This is a genomic window from Lichenihabitans psoromatis (assembly GCF_004323635.1).
Lineage (GTDB): Bacteria > Pseudomonadota > Alphaproteobacteria > Rhizobiales > Beijerinckiaceae > Lichenihabitans > Lichenihabitans psoromatis.
Genome location: NZ_CP036515.1, coordinates 4,125,926 through 4,143,867, shown reverse-complemented (window position 1 = coordinate 4,143,867; position 17,942 = coordinate 4,125,926). Strand labels below are relative to the sequence as shown.

Sequence of the window (17,942 nt, the reverse complement as noted above, 5' to 3'; positions counted from 1 at the left end):
GACCAGCGGCTGATAACGCTCAGGCGGCTTCGGCCGTCGCACCGACCAGCTTACGGGCCTCGGCGGCCGAGATCGGCTGACCGAACGCAAAGCCTTGTGCATATTCGCAGCCGAGCTGCGAGAGCTCGATCACGTCGCTCTCGGATTCGGCGCCTTCGGCCACGACTTCCATGCCGAGATCATGCGCCAAGGCGACGATGGACCGCAGAATGACAGGACGGCTGCCCTTGCCGTTATGACGCACGAACGACTGGTCGATCTTGATCGTGTCGAACGGGAACCGCTGCAGATAGGAGAGGGACGAGTAGCCCGTGCCGAAATCGTCGAGCGAAAGGCCAGCCCCGAGATCCTTAATCCGGTGCAGCATCTGCGCCGCATATTCCGGATTTTCCATCATCAGGCTTTCGGTGAGTTCGAGCTTCAGCGAATTCCGCAGGACACCCGAGCGCTTGAGCACCGATTTCACATCGCCGAGGAGATCGTGGCGCAGCAACTGCCGCGACGAAACGTTGACGCTGGCATAAATGGGGGGCGACACGTCGAGCGCTTGCTGCCAGGAGGCGAGTTCCCGCGCCGTTCGGTCCATGGCGAACAGCCCGAGGTCGACGATCAGCCCGGTCTGCTCCGCCAGGGGGATGAAATCCGCCGGGCTCAGCGTGCCGAGGCGCGGATGCTCCCAACGCAGCAGCGCCTCGAAACCCGCGATGGTCCGGTCTTCCAGCCGCACGATCGGCTGGAACACCACCTTGATCTCGTTTCGCTCGATGGCGCGCCGCAAATCCGCTTCGAGCGCGAGCCGATCCGACCGCTGCGCTCGCATGCCGGTGCGATAGAGTTCGATGCGGTCGCCGCCCGCGCGCTTCGCATGCGTCATGGCGATCTCGGCATCTTTCAGGATGTCGTCCCGTTTCGCGTGCAGGGCCGTGTCGTAGAACGCCACACCGATCGACGACGTGAGGGCGATCTCGTAGGTGCTGAACGTGATAGGTGTATTGATGGCGCGCCGGATCGTGTCGGCCAATTGCATGATCTGGTCGGCATCGGTCTCCGACACGATGATGAAGGCGAACTGGTCGCCGCCGATCCGGGCCATCGTGTCCTGCGGCCGCATCAGGCGCCCGAGGCGACGCGCGATCGTCAGCAGGATCGAGTCGCCGACCGAGAGGCCCACCTGCTCGTTGATCTGCTTGAAGCGGTCGACATCGAGTGAAAACACCGTCGGTGCGGCGCGGTCGCTACTCCGCGTCATCGTCATCGCGGCATCAAGCCTGTCGTAGAATAATTCCCGATTGGGCAGGCCGGTGAGGCTGTCATGCACCGCATCGTGCAGGAGCCGATCTTCCGCCGCCTTGATGTCGGTCACGTCGGCCAGCGTGCCGACGACGCGCACCACCTCGCCATCCTGCCCGACGACGGGCCGCGCCTTCATGGCATAGGAGAAATATTCGCCATCGGCCGATCGCAAGCGGAAGTCCTGTGCTATGCGGCCGCAGCGTTGCTCCAGCACCGTATCGAGGCAGGCGCGATAGCGGTCGCGGTCGAGCGCGTGAAGGCGATCGAACCAGCCGGCGGCCGGACCTTCGAGGTCGCCACGCCGAAGACCCAACTGCGTTTCGACATCGGGGCTGACGAAAATTCGATCGGCATTGACGTCCCAGTCGAAGATGATGTCACCCGAGCCGGTCAGCGCAAGCGCCTTGCGTTCGGCATCTGAAACGACTCCGTGAGACATTCCCCCGATCGCAAAGGCATTTTGCATGATCGTAAAGCCGATCAGCATGACGATCAGAACCAGACCGCCCATCAGCGCCGGCGAGACGAGGTCGTTGGTCAGCGATCCCATGACGGTGAACCCGGCCGCCGCCACCCACACCAGCAACAGGAACCAGGTGGGAATCAACATGACGGCGCGATCGTAGCCATGCGTCGACAGATAGATGACGAGAATGAAACCGACGGCCGCCACGGTCGCCAGCATGATGCGCGCGATGCCGGCCGCGACCGGTGCGTCGTAAAGCGCGAAGCCGACGAGGGCCGCCAGAAAGATCAGCCAGCCGGCCGCAATATGCGAGTAGCGCACATGCCAACGGTTCAGGTTGAGATAAGCGAAGAGGAACGCCAGCAGGGTCGCCGCAAGGCTGGCCTCCGCGACCGCGCGCGACACGCGATCCGCCTCGCCGCCCGCCGCGAATAATTTGTGCCAGAAGCCGAAATCGATGCACACATAGGCCAAGACGGCCCAGGCGAGAGCCGCCGCTGCCGGGAAGATGATGGCGCCGCGCACCACGAAGACGATCGACAGGAAGAGCGCCAGCAGACCGGCGATCCCGATCACGATGCCTTTAAACAGCGTCAAGCTGGTGAGCTTGTCCTTATAGGCGTCCGGCTCCCACAAAGTGATCTGGGGCAGGGTGGCGGAGCGAAGTTCGGCCACATAGGTAACGGTCGCACCGGGGTCGAGCGTGAGGCGGAACACGTCGGCGTCGGCGCTTTCCTCGCTCTCGGGCGCGAAGCCCTGGCTCGCCGTGATAGCGGAGATGCGGACCGTGCCGAGATCGGGCCAGATCACACCGGAGCCGGCGAGGCGGAAATGCGGCACCACGACCAAGCGCTCGAGCTGTTCGTCGGAATCATTGGTGAGCGCGAACACGATCCAGTTTGGTTGCGTCCCCGCCTGTTTGGCGCCGACCTCAATGCGCCGAACGATGCCGTCCGCACCTGGCGCCGTCGAGATTTGAATGCGATCGCCCTGGCCATTGTAGCGCTCAACCGATCGAGTCAGATCGATGGCTCGGCTGTCCACCGGGACACGAACGGATTCGATGGCGGAAGCAGGCGTAACGCCGACCATTCCGCCGATCACCAAGGCGGTCGCACAGAGGATCAGAAGGGAAAGAAGATGACGCACGATGGCTGATTTTACTTTGTGCAACGCGAGGGATTTGGGCGGCAAGCCGTCACATCGAAACCCGCGGGTCGCTCGCGTCGGCTCTCAAGTGGTAGCGAGACCATAAGGCAAGCGCAAGGCGGAGCTGAAGCTCAGCTTGCGGCTCTGTCGCGGATGGACACGGACGGACCTCTCGCTTATGGGGTGGCGATGTTCAAGAGCCTCTACGCTTGGGTATTGCGCCTTGCCGATAGCCCGCGCGCACCGTGGGCGCTCGGGCTCGTCGCCTTTGCGGAAAGCTCGTTCTTTCCGGTTCCGCCCGACATTATCCTAGTCCCGATGGTGCTGGCGCGACCGGAGCGAGCCTGGCGCTATGCCGCCATCGCCACGATCGCCTCCGTGCTTGGCGGCATGGTGGGCTATGCGATCGGCGCGTTGCTCTTCGACACGCTCGGTCAGTGGCTGATCCACCTCTATGGCTATGCAGACAAACTCGAGGCATTGCGCGAATTCTACGCCAAATGGGGCGCGCTCTTCATTCTGATCAAGGGATTGACGCCGATCCCCTATAAGCTGGTCACGATCGTCAGCGGCCTCCTGTCGTATAATTTCGGCCTGTTTGTTCTGCTCTCGCTCGTCACGCGCGGCATCCGCTTCTTCGTGCTCGCTGCTATTCTGGGCCGCTTCGGCGTGCCGATCAAAGCGGCGCTCGATCGCCACTTCGGTCTTATCCTGATCAGCTTCGCGGCCATCGTGGTGATTGGTTTTTGGATTGCGATCAAATGGCTCTGACGATGAAGACGCGCCCGCGCCTTATCCTGCCGCTCGCGATCGGGGTAACGCTCGCGATCGTAGCCACGATCCTGACCGTCTGGGCCTTCGAGCGGGCCGGCTACACGCCATGTGAGCTTTGTCTGCTGGAGCGCCAGCCGTTCTACGCGGGATTTGCGGTCGGCTTGTTGACGATCGTGTCGATTCTGATGCGTCGTTGGGGATTGGCGTCGATCGGCTTCGCTGTGCTGGCCCTGCTATTTGCGGCCGGGACGGTGATCGGCGTGTATCATGCCGGCGTCGAATGGAAAATCTGGCCCGGCCCCTCCGGTTGTTCCGGTGCGGTGCAAGCGGCGGCCGGAGTGAGCGATTTCATGAAGCAACTCGAGAGCGTCAAGGTCGTCCGCTGCGACGCCGCCGCCCTGGTGGTCGCGGGCTTGTCGCTCGCAGGATGGAACGCAGTGATCTCGCTCGGCCTCTTGATCTGCAGCCTCGTCGGTCTGTCACGGAGCCGTTCGGCCTAGTCCAGGATCGTGACCGGATCGCCTGGCCGGATCCCGCCACCCTGAACGACACGCGCATAGACGCCACAAAGGTTGTGCCCGACGGTGTTCACAAGTGTCTTGACCACATTGATGTCGCGTTCGCCCGTCGCAGGGTCGACGCTCGTTGCGGCGCAGCGTTCGGTCGTGTTGGTGATCGCGAGCCGCGTCTTGCCGATCGTGATCTGGCGCCCGATGAGGTCGTGTTCGGCCCAGGCCGGCAATCCGTCGAGGTAGAGATTGGCGCGGAACCGGAGGGGATCGACAGCTTGTCCAGCGGCCTTGGCGATGGCCGCGACGCTGGCGAGATTGACGAAGGAGACGAAGCCCTTGGTCGAGTCTGTGAATCGGAACGGGTCGAACGGGCCGAGAAGGCGTGGCGGACCTTTGAGATCGTCCTTACAGAAGGCGGCGAAGAAGGTCTCGACCGCATTACGACCGGCGAAAGTCGATAGATCGGCATCGCATCGAAGACGGCCGTCAAGCTCGATCGTCAGGCGGGACATCGAGGGGTCGAAGCGCGTCTTCAGCGTCGCCAGACGTTCATCGCGCATCAGCATCAGATATTTGGTCTTAGGCCGATAACGCGGCGCGGTTTCATCGAATCCCGACGGGCCGTTCTCGATGGCGTAAAGTCGGTCGTTGGGAAAATAAGCGCCTTTCGTGAGTTCCACCTCGGACAGAGCTTGCGGCGACAAGCCTTTGATCGGATAGCAGAAGATCGAAACGATCGAGACGTGATCCAAGGCTAGATCGCCCCGTCTTGGGCGAGCAGGCAGCGATTGTCTTCGCTCACCTCGATCTGCACCGTCATATGGCCGATGCCGAACGTGTCTCGCAGCGTCACAGCCGTTTCCGACAAGAAGTGATCGCCGGGGTGCCCCGCCGGCATACAGAGATGCGCCGTTATGGCGATCTCGGTGGTGCTCATCGGCCAGATATGCAGATCATGCAGTGTGGCGACGCCGGGTCGATCGAGCAGAAAACGACGAACCTTCGCTGGTTCGATCGACGGTGGAACCGCCTGCATCGACATCGAAACGCTGTCGCGAAGCAGCCCCCACGTGCCGGCCACGATGATGGCGTTGACCACGAGACTGACGACGGGATCGACCCAGAGCCAGCCGGTCAGCAGGATCACGGCCCCGGCCGCAATGACTCCGACCGACACCAGCGCATCGGCAGCCATATGCATGTAGGCGCCCTTGATGTTGATGTCGTTGTGCCGCCCGGACGCGAACAGATAGGCGGTCAAACCGTTGATCGCGACGCCGATCGCCGCCACGATCATGACGGTGCCGCCTGCCACAGGCTCTGGTGCGAACAGCCGTTGTATGGCCTCCAGGCTCAGCGCTCCGACCACCACGAGCAGGAAGATGGCGTTGAACAGCGCTGCCAGGATCGATGAGCCGCGGAGCCCATAGGTAAACCGCTGCGAGGGAACACGCTGCGCCAGAGATTGCGCGAGCCACGCCACCATCAGGCCCAGAATATCGCTGACGTTATGACCAGCGTCGGCCAGCAGCGCGACCGAGTGGCCATAGACGCCGGCGCCCGCTTCGACGAGCACGAAGGCCGTATTGAGGCCGATGCCGATCGCGAAGGCGCGGCCGAAATTGGCCGGTGCGTGAACGTGACCTCCGATGCCGTGGTTGTGCCCGGCATGCGAATGATCGTAATCGTGCACGTGATCGCTGTGGGGCTGTGTCGCAGCGCCCGCATGGTCACGCGCGTGGTCCGTGCCGCTCGCCAACGGGGGCGATGCTGCGGCGTGGTGGTGATCGGACATCGAATACTCCGGTGGCGACGCCAGAGCTTACCGCACCCGGACGGTCGGCACCACCGACATGCCTGGTCCAAGCTCCACGTCCGGACGCTGATCGAAGGTGATCTTCACTGGAATGCGCTGAACGACCTTCACGTAATTCCCCGTGGCGTTCTGAGCCGGCAGCAAACTGAAAGCCGTGCCGCTCCCGGCCTGGATGCTGTTGATCTTGCCGGGATAGGTCCGGCCGAAAGCGTCGATCTCGATATCGACGGGCTGTCCGACCCTCATGTCGGCGAGTTGAGTTTCCTTGAAGTTTGCCGTGACCCAAACATCCAACGGCACCAGAACCATCAGGCCTTGGCCCTGGGTTGCAACGAAACCGACCGCCCCGGTGAGCCGCGTCACGCGGCCATCGACGGTCGCGCGGATCATCGTGCGCGAGAGATTGGCGTCGGCCGTCAGCTTCTGCGCCTTCGCTTGCTCGATTTGCGCCTCGGCGCTGCGTCTCTGGGCTTTCAGCACGTTGATCTGCTTTTCAGCAGCAGCCTGGTTGGATTGAGCGCCGTCCAGCGCGGCGCGCTTCTGCTGCTGATCGGAGGCCGATTGCTGAGCCCGCTGGATCGTCCCAAAGCCGGTCTTGGCGAGATCCTGATATCGCTTGTTCTCGTCGTTAGAGAAATTCAGCGCAGCCTGAGCCTCGTTGACCTGCTGTTCCGCTTGCCGGACTTGCGACTTCTGCGCTCCAATCTGTGCCTCGATATTTTCAAACTGCGCTTGCGCCTGATCGATCTGAGCCTCCGCATTGGCGACCGCAGCCGTGTAGTTCCGATCATCGATGCGGGCCAGGAGGTCACCAGCCTTCACAACCTGGTTATCGGTGACTGGCACGGCGGTGATATTGCCTTCGACTTCGGCGCTGATCGAAATTGGCCGGCCGTCGATAAAGGCATCATCCGTGTTCTCGAAGTGGCGCGCGTTCAGATACCAGAGGACGCCAGCCACGATCGCCGCGATCAGCACGATAAGGCCGACGATCAGCGCAATCGGATGCTTGCGCCAGAACGGCCGAGTGTCTTTTGGCTTCTCTGCCGCATCGTCGTCGGGCGACGTCTCGTCGGTCTCATCGCTGTCGTCGACGTCATCGGATTTCTGCAATGCCGTCGGCTCGTCCGCCTTGTGGTCCGGCGATCCGATCTTGAGAATGTCGCGGTCGTGAGGAGCATCGTTTGGTTGGTCGAGCACGGTGGACTTCCCGATTTTTAAGGCGAAAACATGCGATGGGCGTGCTTGGTTCCTGCGGCCGAACAGCCAAGCCAAGGCTTCGCCCGAAAGAGGCTTTGTCTAGCTCGCTGCCGGATGCGGTGCGACGCTCGACGATCCTGGAACGAAGCCATCGAACGCCGCCCAAAACTGTGCCCTGAAGTGATCCTGTTCCATCAGAACTTCATGCCGAGCATGAGGCACAACGATCAGGCTCGCGTTTTTCAGTCGGGTGGCGAAACGCTCGATCCCGCGTGTCGCGACGACGCTGTCGGCGCCGCAGGCCACCACCAGCATCGGGGTTAGAATCCGGCGCGGGAAGTCGACGTCGTGAAACTCACCCATGCAGCGGAACGCCGCGTTCAACCAGCCCTGCGTCGGCGCACCGATCGCGAGTTCGGGCGCGGCGCTCACCAAGGCCGAGAAGGCGGCATAGCGTTTTGGATCGGACGTAAGGACGTTATGCTCAAACGGTTTCATCATGACCGAGCGGCTGCTTCCTCCTGGCACATAGAAGCGTCCCAGCCCGAGCCGAGATGCCGTCGATGCCATCGCCCGGATGGCGCGGGGCGCCGCGAGGCCATAGATCTCGACCATCGGGGTCGAGAGAACGATACGATCGAACATACAACGGCCGCCGGCGGCATGCGCGATCGCAATAGCGCCGCCCATGGAATGCGCCAGCGCGAACCAAGGCCTTGGGCAGTGCGGCTCGAGCACGGCGGATCGGATGGCGTCGAGATCCGCTTGAAATTCCTCGAAGTCGGAGACGTGTCCCTTGCGTCCATCCCGCACTAAGCGTGACGAGCCGCCCTGGCCGCGCCAGTCGAACGCCACGACTGCGAACCCGCGACCGAGGAGTTCGGACGCGACCTCGGCATATTTCTCAATAAACTCGCCGCGTCCTGTACAGAGGACGACCGTTCCGGCGGCCGGTACCCGAGTCGCCTCCCAACGCGCGACCCTGATCTCGATCGTCCCGATCGGCAGCAGATCAGTGACCGCATTTGAAGGGAGGCGATTGAGAGGCACCTCCACAAGCTTGACGCTGACGTGGCGCGATGCCGTCTTGCTGGGAGCCGTTCCGCCTCTCCGGTCAGGCCTGGACGATGGCGACACTTGCGCTCGCTCCGATTCGGCTGGCGCCCGCCGCGACCATGCGTTCGGCATCGGTCCTGGTCCGAATGCCGCCAGAGGCTTTGACCCCAAGTGCATCGCCGACCACGCCTCGCATCAGGGCCACATCTTCGATCGTTGCACCCGCATGACCGAAACCGGTCGAGGTCTTGACGAAATTCGCGCCGGCGCTTGCGGCGATCGAACAGGCGGCCCGCTTCTCGTCGTCGGTCAGCAGGCAGGTCTCGATGATGACTTTGAGCAGGGTCGAGCCGCAGGCGCGCTTCACCGTCGCAATATCGGCCTCGACGACGTCGAACTGCCGGTCCTTCAGCGCCCCCACCTGGATCACCATGTCGATTTCTCCAGCGCCCGCTGCGACCGCGTCGGAGGCTTCGAATGCCTTGGCGCGTGTCGACATGGCGCCGAGCGGAAAGCCAACGACGGCACAAGCTGGGATCGATAGACCGGCGAGCCTCTCGACGACGCGAGGAACATAAACGCCGTTGACGCAGACCGAGGCGAAGCAGAACCGTGCGGCTTCCGCGCAAAAGCGGTCGACATCGATCGCAAGCGTGTCGGGTTTCAGGACCGTATGGTCAATCAGTCTGGCGAGGCTCGCGGCGTCGGCGTCGAGGACCTCGCTGGTTGAACGCTGCGAGGGGCGTGGCGTTTCGTTGTCGTAGAGGCTCATGATGGACCCGCCAGCTTGCGCGTGCCGCTTTGGCACCTTGCGGCGATGGCACAATAAAACAAAAAGCCGGCCCGTCCTACCCGACGGACCGGCTTGATCTGCCGATGTTTGTTCAAGCAGCGATGCGCCAGATCGTTAAACGACCCGTCGGATCAGCTTGATGATGATGAGCAACACGATGGCACCGATCGCAGCGTCGATAATGGCAGCCACGACGCCCGTGCCGAGGTTGATCCCGAGTTGCGGGAGCAGGTAGCCAGCGACGAAAGCGCCGATGATACCGACAATGATGTCACCGATCAGACCGAAGCCGGTGCCCTGAACCACGAGTCCAGCGAGCCAGCCGGCGATCGCGCCGATGATGAGAAATACGATGAGTGATTGGCCGTCCATGTATCGATCCCCGGTGTAACAGCCCGCCCAAACAGGCCCAACAGCGGAACCGACAGTTCACGGCAAAGGTTCCGCTGTTTGGTCGGCAGCGAGACGAAACTGTGGCCGCGATGTGGCTCGATTGTCACGCTATGATGTCTGGTGTGATTTGGTCTTCTATGAAACCGATTTTGTCGCGGAGCAGCAATTTGCGTTTCTTCAGCCGCTGCACTTGAATCTGATCGCGTGTCTCCCGGAGCGACAAGGCCATGATGGCTTCGTCGAGGTCCCGGTGTTCCTGGCGAAGTTGCTCCATTTCGATCAGGGCGACACGTTTTTCCTCGGGACCCAATTGGTTCATCGCGCCTCAACCCTCATTCGCATCGTTCGCTCCAAGCCGGAGGTCTGTCCGCTGAGCCGAACCCGCAGATTATGGCACAGCCGGGTTCTGTCGCAAGTCGAGCCAAGCCTCAGTGCGGTGCAAGAGGGCATTCCCGTCGAGCTAAATCTACGCGAACTATCAGTGACTTGAGCGTCAACGCTGGGTTCCTCGACTAGTCGCGTGGCGGAGCAAGCACGCGGGAAGGCTGCGTCTTGTGTGAAACGAACGCCCGCCGCACGGGTTAGCCCGTAGCGCAAGTGATAGGGGCCGATCCGGCCCGTAACCAGGGAGATCGACGTGGCCGTAGCGGTAGTGACGGGAGCAGGCGCAGGGGTAGGGCGGGCGACAGCTCGGGAATTCGCGCGACAAGGGTTCGATGTTGGTCTGATCGCCCGCGACCAGCAAAGGCTCGACGCCACCGCAAAGGAACTCCGCGACATGGGCGTGCGCGCCCATGTGGTCACGGCCGACGTGGCGGATGCGAGTGCCATCGCGGCCGCGGCCGACAGCATCGAACATGAGCTCGGCCCGATCGAGGTCTGGGTCAACAATGCGGCAACCAGCATCTTCTCGCCGGTCGAAAAGATCGAACCCGACGAATTCAAACGCGCCACAGAGGTCGGCTATCTTGGCACGGTCTACGGCTCCATTGCGGCGCTCAAACACATGAGGCTGCGCGATCGTGGCCTCATCATCAATGTCGGTTCGGCCATGGGCTACCGGGCCATGCCACTCCAGTCAGCCATGTCGGGCGCAAAATTCGCGGTCCGGGGATTTACGGCTGCCTTGCGGTCTGAGTTGTTCCACGATCGATCCCACATCCGTGTGTCGATGGTGCATCTGCCATCGATCAACACCCCCCAATTCGACTGGAGCCTCAACCGCCTTGGCCGCAAGCCGCAGCCGGTGGCTCCCGTCTACCAGCCGGAAGTCGCAGCCCGCGCCATCGTGTTCACTGCTCAACATCCGCGTCGTGACGTTTGGGTTGGCCTGTCCACGCTTGCGGCCATCATGATGGATCGCTTTGCGCCGGGCCTTGCCGATCGTCTCCTCGCGCTCGGTGGATATCCGGCGCAGATCACCAAGCAACGCGAACTCGGCAGCGCCACCGCGAACCTGTACGGGCCGATCGGCGGCGTCTATGCGGCGCATGGGCGGTTCGACCTGAATGCGCGCGACACAAACTGGGAAATTTTCACTAGCCGACATCGTGACACGGTCGTCGTCGCGGGGCTGATCGGGCTCTTCTTCGCCCTCCGACACTCGGTGCGATCAATCCGTTAAGGCATAACCCAAGACGATCGAGCCACGCTGCGGCTCGATCGTGTTCTCGCAGTAACCCGGCGTAACGCGAGCAGGCAAAGGTCGGACGCCGCTAATTCGTTTTAAAACCGCTCCAACATCGCAAAGAGTTGATGACGACGCAGCCGAAAGGCCGCTTGAGCCGCGTCGAGATCGTGTCATCATCTCGTCGTGAACCGCGTTCGGACACGATTCCTGTTAGGAGTTCAGAATGTCGCTGCAAAGTCACATTGCGGAGTTGGCTCGTCGTCATCAGGCGATCGATAAAGAAATTGCCTCCTGCCGTGCCGCGCCGAGCATAGAGCCCGCGAAACTGTCCGAGTTGAAACGCAAGAAACTGCAGCTCAAAGACGAGATGACCAAGCTGCGTCATTAACAGCTGCCGTCGATCATTTTAAAAACAGGTGTAAGGGGCCGTGCGGATCGCCGGCCCCTTTTCTATGAAAGCGCGTACTGCATGCCGCCGATGCGGGATGCCACTCACCCTTTACTTCGTGGGTCTTGCGATCCATCTTTTGAAAGAGATGAAGAGGCCGGTTGATGGCTCTGCTCGGTCGATGATCGCAGTGTTGCGTTAAAGAGTGCGGCCGCCGTTGCGAGCGGTCGATCTTGCACCGCAGCATTAAGCCATCAAATCGACATGTAGCTCAAATCTGATTGTTCGAGACGGCAGGATGCTGGCCGTTAAAAGGCCCGAGTCGGGCCGACCAAGGACGAATATTATGGCGCCTGCTCTCCCGATGATCTCAAGCGAAAGCGGTCTTTCCCGCTATCTCAATGAGATTCGTCGCTTTCCCATGCTTCAGCCCCAGCAGGAATTCATGCTGGCGAAGCGCTGGCGTGAGCACGACGATCGCGATGCAGCCCACGAACTCGTGACCTCGCATCTTCGCCTCGTGGCCAAGATCGCGATGGGCTATCGCGGCTACGGACTCCCGATCGGCGAAGTCATTTCGGAAGGCAATGTCGGCTTGATGCAGGCTGTGAAGCGGTTCGAGCCCGATAAGGGCTTCCGCCTTGCGACTTATGCGATCTGGTGGATCCGCGCGTCGATCCAGGAATATATTCTTCGTTCGTGGTCGCTCGTGAAGATGGGCACGACCGCTAACCAGAAGAAGCTGTTCTTCAACCTGCGGAAGGCGAAGAGCCAAATTTCGGCGTTGGAGGAAGGCGATCTTCATCCTGACCACGTTCAGACCATCGCGACCAAGCTCGGCGTGACCGCGCAGGATGTGATCGACATGAACCGCCGCCTCGGTGGCGACAGCTCCCTGAATTCACCGATGCGCGAGGACGGCGACGGCGAGTGGCAGGATTGGCTCGTTGACGATTCGACGAACCAGGAGGTTCTGCTTGCCGACCACGAAGAAAGCTCTAACCGACACGACGCGCTGAAGGGAGCGCTGGACGTTCTGAACCCGCGTGAGCGCCGCATCTTCGAGGCGCGTCGTCTTGCGGAGGATCCGATTACGCTCGAGCAACTCTCCGAGGAGTTCAACATCTCGCGCGAGCGCGTTCGGCAAATCGAGGTGAGAGCCTTCGAAAAGGTGCAGGCTGCCGTGAAGACCGGATTGGCGCGGATTGAAGCAAGCCGGCCTTTGTTGGAATCGCAATCGAGCGTTCATTGAACCTGACGGTCGACTACTAAAAAAGCCGAGGCAATCGCCTCGGCTTTTTTGTTTATGGCGTGGCTGACTGCCAGCTTTGAATAGCGCTTTCGATAATGCGCTGTCCCGACGTGCCCTTCTCGAAGGTTATCTTGGCGACCTTGCCAGACACCAGCAGCAAGGGGACGTCGAACCAATTCCGGCTCTTGATGAGGTCCAGGTTGCGGCTTTCGACGTCGCCGCGCGTCAGTCCCACCAAAAAATAATTGTCCGTGATGGTCACCGGCAGTCCGACCAGCGTGTCGCCTGTCGGTGAATCGTCCCGGCGCAGTTGCGGCACGTTGATTTGCTTCACGTTTCCAAGTTGATTGCCCGGACCCGGCGTGAACCGCAAATCCATCGTATGGCTCGCGGGAAATTGCTGCTCGAAATTCTTCTGAAACAGCATGCTCATTTTAAGATTGGCGTCGGGAATTTCGATATCGGCGCGGACGGCTTGGGCCAGGGGCTGCCCCTGGCCGGGGCTGACATTTTCGGCATGCCAGACCACGGAACCCACATAGGTTTTAACTTTTTGGGGATCGTCCGGCGCGTCCACGAGAAGCGCGGCGCGTTGCGAAACCGGCAATGTCTCGTCGCTCGAAGCAGGTGCGGTCGCGGTGGAGGGTGGAGTCGCAGCCGAGGTAGGTGCTGGCGCCGCGGGGGCCGTTGACGCCGCGAGCGGAGCCGAGGGATCGGCTGTCGATGTTGCGGCCGGTTGAGTGGAGCTATCGTTTGGTGCGGCTGCCGGTGGATTGGCGGCATCGGTCGGGCCGGCAGCCGGTGCATTGGCGGCGTCGTTCGAGGTTGGTTGTGCTGGCGCTGCCTCCGGCGCAGCGCCAGCCGATGGCAGTGCCGCTGTCGATTGAGCAGCCGATGGCTGGCTTTGCGGAGCAGCGGACGAGGGATCCGGCTGCGTCGTGTTATCGGCCGTCGCTTTTTCCGTAGCCGGTGTCTTGTCGGCCAGGATTGTCGGCGGCGCGCTCGTGCCGTCCGCCCGGCTGACGATCTTGCCGCTCTGCGGCTCGGATTTTTGAGCGGCCTGCAGCGCCGCGCGTGCCCGCGCCATCGCTTCTGGTTTGTCGCGCAAGCGCCAAGCCGTGTAAGCAATGCCGGCCACAACGACGGCCGCCACAAGCGCGACAATGAGAACGCGAGGGCTGAACGGCTCTTTCCGAACCGGCCGTGGCGCGGCCGGGCGGTTCGACTCGTCTCGGTTGAGGGTCCGCTCGTCGGACCGATCTTTGGTCGGCGGGAATTGCGGCGTGTCGGGGAGTTGCTCGTGCGCCGATGCATCCGTGCCAAGCGGCTCGTTCGGCTCGGCCGTCGGCGAAGGAACCTGCAGGCGCGAGGCGCTTGGCAATCCAGGGCTTTGCGAGGCGAGGCTCGATGAGATGGTCTTGGGTGTGGCTTGTGCCGGGTCGTCCGTCTCGCGCGACGCGCGTATGACGGGGGCTGCAACTGGCCTCGATGTGCTCGCCGGTCGCATCGGCTGAACGGGCCGTGGCGGCCCCGGCGGACGGCTTGGCCCTGGGGGCAAGCCTGCGCGTAGAGACGTGAGGCCCGGGGCAGCCGGACGAACCGTAGTTACCGTGGCTGGCGCTGCCGAGGGCTGCGGCAACACCGTTGCCTGCCGCGCCGCAGGGTCGAGGCTCGATGCCGCGACGGGCGGTTCGCTCGCTGGGACCGCAGGAGCTGAGGGTTGAGGAGAGACCGTTGGCGGAGAAGCAGGAGCCGGCGAGGGGGGGGCTACGGGTGCAGCGACCGTCGGCGGCCCCACGATGTCGGTCTCGACCCGCGCGATCGCGTCATCGAGGGCGACGCTCTCCCGTTCGATGTCCTCTGCCGGAACGGGCGGTTCCATCGAACGCAATTGCCCGAGAAGCGCCTGTCGCGCCCGATCATAGATGGCGCGGCGCGCCTCCGGCGGCGCGTCGTGCAGGGAGGCGACCGCCCGAGAGAGAAGAGGATAATATTCGGCCATTCAGCGTTAACACCATCCCTGGTCTGGTTCGTCAATCCCGCTGATGTGAGCCCGCGAGTTAAGGTCTCGGTGCAACAAATAGCCGAAGCGCATCAATCCTGAAACGGGTTCTGAACCAGAATCGTGTCGTCGCGCTCAGGGCTCGTCGAGAGGAGCGCCACGGGGGCACCGATCAGTTCCTCGATATAGCGGACGTATTTGATCGCCTGCGCCGGTAGGTCGGCCCAGGATCGCGCACCGCCCGTCGCGCCTTCCCACCCCGGAAAGGTCTCGTAGACAGGCTCGACGCGCGCCTGAGCGGCCTGGCCGGCCGGAAGATAGGCGATGTCCTTGCCGTCGAGTTTGTAGCCGACGCAGATCTTGATCTCGTCGAAGCCATCGAGAATGTCGAGCTTGGTCAGGGCGATACCGTCGATCCCCGAGGTTTTGACGGTTTGACGCACCAGCACGGCATCGAACCACCCGCACCGGCGGCGGCGGCCGGTGTTGACGCCGTATTCGTGTCCCTTATCGCCGATCAACTGGCCGATCTCGTCGTGAAGTTCGGTCGGGAAGGGACCGCCGCCGACCCGGGTCGTATAGGCCTTGGCGATCCCAAGCACATAGCCGATCGCTTTCGGACCCAGGCCCGACCCGGTCGCGGCCGCGCCTGCCACCGTGTTGGATGAGGTGACGAATGGATAGGTGCCGTGATCGACATCCAGGAGCGCGCCTTGAGCGCCTTCAAACAGGATGCGTTTGCCGTCACGTCGTGCGGTGTCCAAAAGATCGAACGTCACGGCCATATAGGGCAGGACCTTGTCGGCCACCGACATCAACTCATCCCGGATCGCCGCATGCGACAGCGGCTCGAGACCGAGTCCGCGTCGCAGCGGATCGTGATGCGAGAGCAGCCGCTCAATCTTCTCGTCGAGATAATCGGGCTCAGCGAGATCGGTCAGCCGGATCGCGCGGCGTCCGACCTTATCCTCATAGGCCGGTCCGATCCCGCGCTTGGTCGTGCCGATCTTGACGCCGGTGTCGGTTGCGGATTCGCGATGCGCGTCGAGTTCGCGGTGGAGCGCCAGAATGAGCGAGACGTTCTCGGCGATTTTCAGGTTGTCGGGGGTGATCTCGACGCCCTGCTGCCGCAGCTTGTCGATCTCGGCCAGGAGATGGTGGGGATCGAGAACGACGCCGTTGCCGATGACCGAAAGCTTGCCGGGGCGGACGATGCCGGAGGGCAGAAGAGCGAGTTTGAACACTTTGCCGTCGATCACCAGGGTGTGACCAGCGTTGTGACCGCCCTGAAAACGCACCACGACATCGGCCGCGGTCGACAACCAGTCGACGATCTTGCCCTTGCCCTCGTCGCCCCATTGAGCGCCGACCACCACCACATTCGCCATATTGCTCTAGCTCGTCTCGCGCCGCGACCCCGGCCACCGCATCAGCGGCCCGGGGATGCCAAGCCCGACACTAGTGTCCGGGCTGCTCTTCGTAAATAAGTCCGGACGATCATGTCCGGGCTCCCGTCGCTCGTCTCGACCGTCGGTCGCAGTTTCTAGAAGTGAAGCAGGTTCACGGCCTTTACGCCGGGGATGCCCTTGATCTTGTCGAGCGTCCCATCCGGCACCGCACCATCGACTTCCGTCAGCGCGATCGCCGAGCCGCCTGGCTGGTCGCGCCCGAGCGCGAAGGTCGCGATATTCACGCCGGCGTCGCCCAGGGTCGTCGCAAATCGGCCGATGAAGCCCGGTTTGTCCTCGTTGGTGACGTAAAGCATCGTCGAGGCGAATTCGGCGTCGACCTTGATGCCCTTGATGGCCGTGATGCGCGGCTTACCATCAGTGAACACCGTGCCCGAAATAGCGCGTTCCTGCGCATCGGTCGTGATCGCCAGGGTAATAAGCGATTCGTAGTCGCCCTCGGCGGCGCGCGTGGTCTCCTCGACCACGATGCCGCGCTCCTTGGCGACGGCCGGACCCGACACGACGTTGACGGCCGACAGAACGGGACGAAGCAGACCCGCCAAGGCGGAGGCTGTCAGCGCCTTGATCTTGAGCTCCGCGACCGCACCCTCATAGGTGATCTTCACCTGACGGATCGGCGCATCGGTCAACTGGCCCGCGAAAGAGCCGAGCCGATCGGCCAGCTCGATCATGGGGCGAAGGCGAGGGGCTTCCTCGGCCGTGATGGAGGGGAAATTGACCGCGTTCGAGATCGCGCCGCGGATCAGGTAATCCGACATCTGCTCGGCGACTTGAAGCGCCACGTTCTCCTGAGCTTCGTTGGTGGCGGCACCGAGATGCGGCGTGCAAACGACGTTCGGGTGACCAAACAGCACGTTCTCCTTCGCAGGCTCCGTCGCGAACACATCGATTGCGGCTCCGGCCACATGGCCGTTGTCCAGCTCCTTGCGGAGCGCTTCCTCGTCGATCAAGCCGCCACGGGCGCAGTTGATGATCCGCACACCCGTCTTGGTCTTGGCGAGATTTTCGGCCGACAGGATGTTCTTAGTCTGCGGCGTCATCGGCGTGTGCAGCGTGATGAAGTCGGCGCGGGCCAGCAACTCGTCGAGTTCGACGCGCTCGACCCCGAGCGCGAGGGCACGTTCGGCCGACAAGAAGGGGTCGAAGGCGATGACCCGCATGCGAAGTCCCACGCCGCGCTCGGCCACGATCGAGCCGATGTTGCCACACCCGATGATACCCAACACCTTGCCGGTGATCTCGACGCCCATGAAGCGGTTCTTTTCCCACTTGCCGGCTTGAGTCGACGTATCGGCGGCCGGCAACTGGCGCGCCAGCGCGAACATGAGCGCGATCGCGTGTTCGGCGGTCGTGATCGAATTGCCGAAGGGCGTGTTCATCACGATCACGCCTTTGGCGGTCGCAGCCGGGATATCGACATTGTCGACCCCGATGCCGGCGCGGCCGATGACCTTCAGTTTCGTGGCGCGTTCCAGCAGCTTCGCCGTCACCTTGGTGGCTGAGCGGATCGCCAAGCCGTCATATTGGTCGATGATTTCGGCCAGAGCATCTTTGTCGATACCGGGTTTTACGTCGACCTCCACACCACGCTCCTTGAAGATGGCGACGGCGGCGGGCGACAGACTATCGGAAATGAGAACGCGAGGAGCCATGGGATTTGTCCAGATCTTGGAGCAGGCGTCATCGTCCTTCGGAACGAGCGCACGTGCGACATGGGAGTATGGATCGAAAGGCGTTGCTCGTGCC

Annotated in this window: 16 protein-coding genes; 5 read left to right on the top strand and 11 right to left on the bottom strand. The window is 62.5% G+C overall.

Features of this window, described 5'->3' with window-relative positions; genetic code table 11:
• Positions 1-19 precede the first annotated feature (19 nt).
• The gene (locus EY713_RS19390; protein ID WP_170314116.1) at positions 20-2,851 is read right to left on the bottom strand and encodes an EAL domain-containing protein; all 2,832 of its coding nucleotides are present in this window, start codon (positions 2,849-2,851) and stop codon (positions 20-22) included.
• Between the two features lie 246 nt (positions 2,852-3,097).
• Between EY713_RS19390 and EY713_RS19385 the strand changes: the two genes are divergently transcribed.
• Both EY713_RS19385 and EY713_RS19380 read left to right on the top strand, forming a co-directional pair.
• Positions 3,098-3,679, top strand: a complete 582-nt coding sequence (locus tag EY713_RS19385) for a YqaA family protein (RefSeq protein ID WP_131118297.1) — start codon at positions 3,098-3,100, stop codon at positions 3,677-3,679.
• The gene (locus tag EY713_RS19380; protein WP_245572796.1) at positions 3,670-4,182 is read left to right on the top strand and encodes a disulfide bond formation protein B; all 513 of its coding nucleotides are present in this window, start codon (positions 3,670-3,672) and stop codon (positions 4,180-4,182) included. The genes EY713_RS19385 and EY713_RS19380 overlap by 10 nt, the downstream gene beginning before the upstream one ends.
• On the opposite strand, the gene EY713_RS19375 is transcribed toward EY713_RS19380, so the two are convergent.
• The 7 genes from EY713_RS19375 to EY713_RS19345 form a co-directional block, all read right to left on the bottom strand.
• Positions 4,179-4,946 (bottom strand): MOSC domain-containing protein, encoded by a 768-nt coding sequence (locus EY713_RS19375; protein ID WP_131118292.1) that lies wholly within the window; start codon positions 4,944-4,946, stop codon positions 4,179-4,181. The two genes, EY713_RS19380 and EY713_RS19375, sit on opposite strands and share 4 nt — an antisense overlap.
• A 2-nt stretch (positions 4,947-4,948) precedes the next feature.
• Positions 4,949-5,989: a cation diffusion facilitator family transporter gene (locus tag EY713_RS19370; RefSeq protein ID WP_131118289.1), complete on the bottom strand. Its 1,041-nt coding sequence runs from the start codon at positions 5,987-5,989 to the stop codon at positions 4,949-4,951.
• Between the two features lie 27 nt (positions 5,990-6,016).
• The gene (locus EY713_RS19365) at positions 6,017-7,210 is read right to left on the bottom strand and encodes an HlyD family secretion protein (RefSeq protein WP_165491197.1); all 1,194 of its coding nucleotides are present in this window, start codon (positions 7,208-7,210) and stop codon (positions 6,017-6,019) included.
• Positions 7,211-7,309: 99 nt separating this feature from the next.
• Positions 7,310-8,260: an alpha/beta fold hydrolase gene (locus EY713_RS19360; RefSeq protein WP_245572795.1), complete on the bottom strand. Its 951-nt coding sequence runs from the start codon at positions 8,258-8,260 to the stop codon at positions 7,310-7,312.
• Positions 8,261-8,324: 64 nt separating this feature from the next.
• Positions 8,325-9,038 (bottom strand): deoxyribose-phosphate aldolase, encoded by a 714-nt coding sequence (gene deoC, locus EY713_RS19355; RefSeq protein ID WP_131118280.1) that lies wholly within the window; start codon positions 9,036-9,038, stop codon positions 8,325-8,327.
• Between the two features lie 135 nt (positions 9,039-9,173).
• On the bottom strand, positions 9,174-9,431 hold the full coding sequence (locus tag EY713_RS19350; RefSeq protein WP_131118277.1) for a GlsB/YeaQ/YmgE family stress response membrane protein: 258 nt from the start codon (positions 9,429-9,431) through the stop codon (positions 9,174-9,176).
• Positions 9,432-9,555: 124 nt separating this feature from the next.
• A complete protein-coding gene (locus EY713_RS19345; protein ID WP_131118274.1) occupies positions 9,556-9,771 on the bottom strand; it encodes a YdcH family protein in 216 nt (71 codons plus the stop codon).
• A 318-nt stretch (positions 9,772-10,089) separates the two neighbouring features.
• On the opposite strand from EY713_RS19345, the gene EY713_RS19340 reads away from it, so the two are divergent.
• From EY713_RS19340 to rpoH, 3 genes are all read left to right on the top strand, one after another.
• On the top strand, positions 10,090-11,076 hold the full coding sequence (locus EY713_RS19340; RefSeq protein ID WP_131118271.1) for an SDR family oxidoreductase: 987 nt from the start codon (positions 10,090-10,092) through the stop codon (positions 11,074-11,076).
• A gap of 229 nt (positions 11,077-11,305) precedes the next feature.
• Positions 11,306-11,470 carry a YdcH family protein gene (locus EY713_RS19335; protein WP_131118268.1) on the top strand — a complete coding sequence of 55 codons (165 nt, stop codon included), beginning with the start codon at positions 11,306-11,308 and terminating at the stop codon, positions 11,468-11,470.
• Positions 11,471-11,816: 346 nt separating this feature from the next.
• Complete coding sequence (gene rpoH / locus EY713_RS19330) at positions 11,817-12,722, top strand: RNA polymerase sigma factor RpoH (protein WP_131118265.1); 906 nt, start codon at positions 11,817-11,819, stop codon at positions 12,720-12,722.
• 52 nt (positions 12,723-12,774) lie between these two features.
• On the opposite strand, the gene EY713_RS19325 is transcribed toward rpoH, so the two are convergent.
• The 3 genes from EY713_RS19325 to serA form a co-directional block, all read right to left on the bottom strand.
• Entirely contained in the window at positions 12,775-14,724 is a 1,950-nt protein-coding gene (locus EY713_RS19325; protein WP_131118263.1) for a hypothetical protein, read from the bottom strand.
• A gap of 92 nt (positions 14,725-14,816) precedes the next feature.
• The gene (locus tag EY713_RS19320) at positions 14,817-16,112 is read right to left on the bottom strand and encodes an adenylosuccinate synthase (protein WP_131118260.1); all 1,296 of its coding nucleotides are present in this window, start codon (positions 16,110-16,112) and stop codon (positions 14,817-14,819) included.
• Positions 16,113-16,267: 155 nt separating this feature from the next.
• Positions 16,268-17,848 (bottom strand): phosphoglycerate dehydrogenase, encoded by a 1,581-nt coding sequence (gene serA / locus EY713_RS19315; RefSeq protein WP_131118257.1) that lies wholly within the window; start codon positions 17,846-17,848, stop codon positions 16,268-16,270.
• Positions 17,849-17,942: the final 94 nt, after the last annotated feature.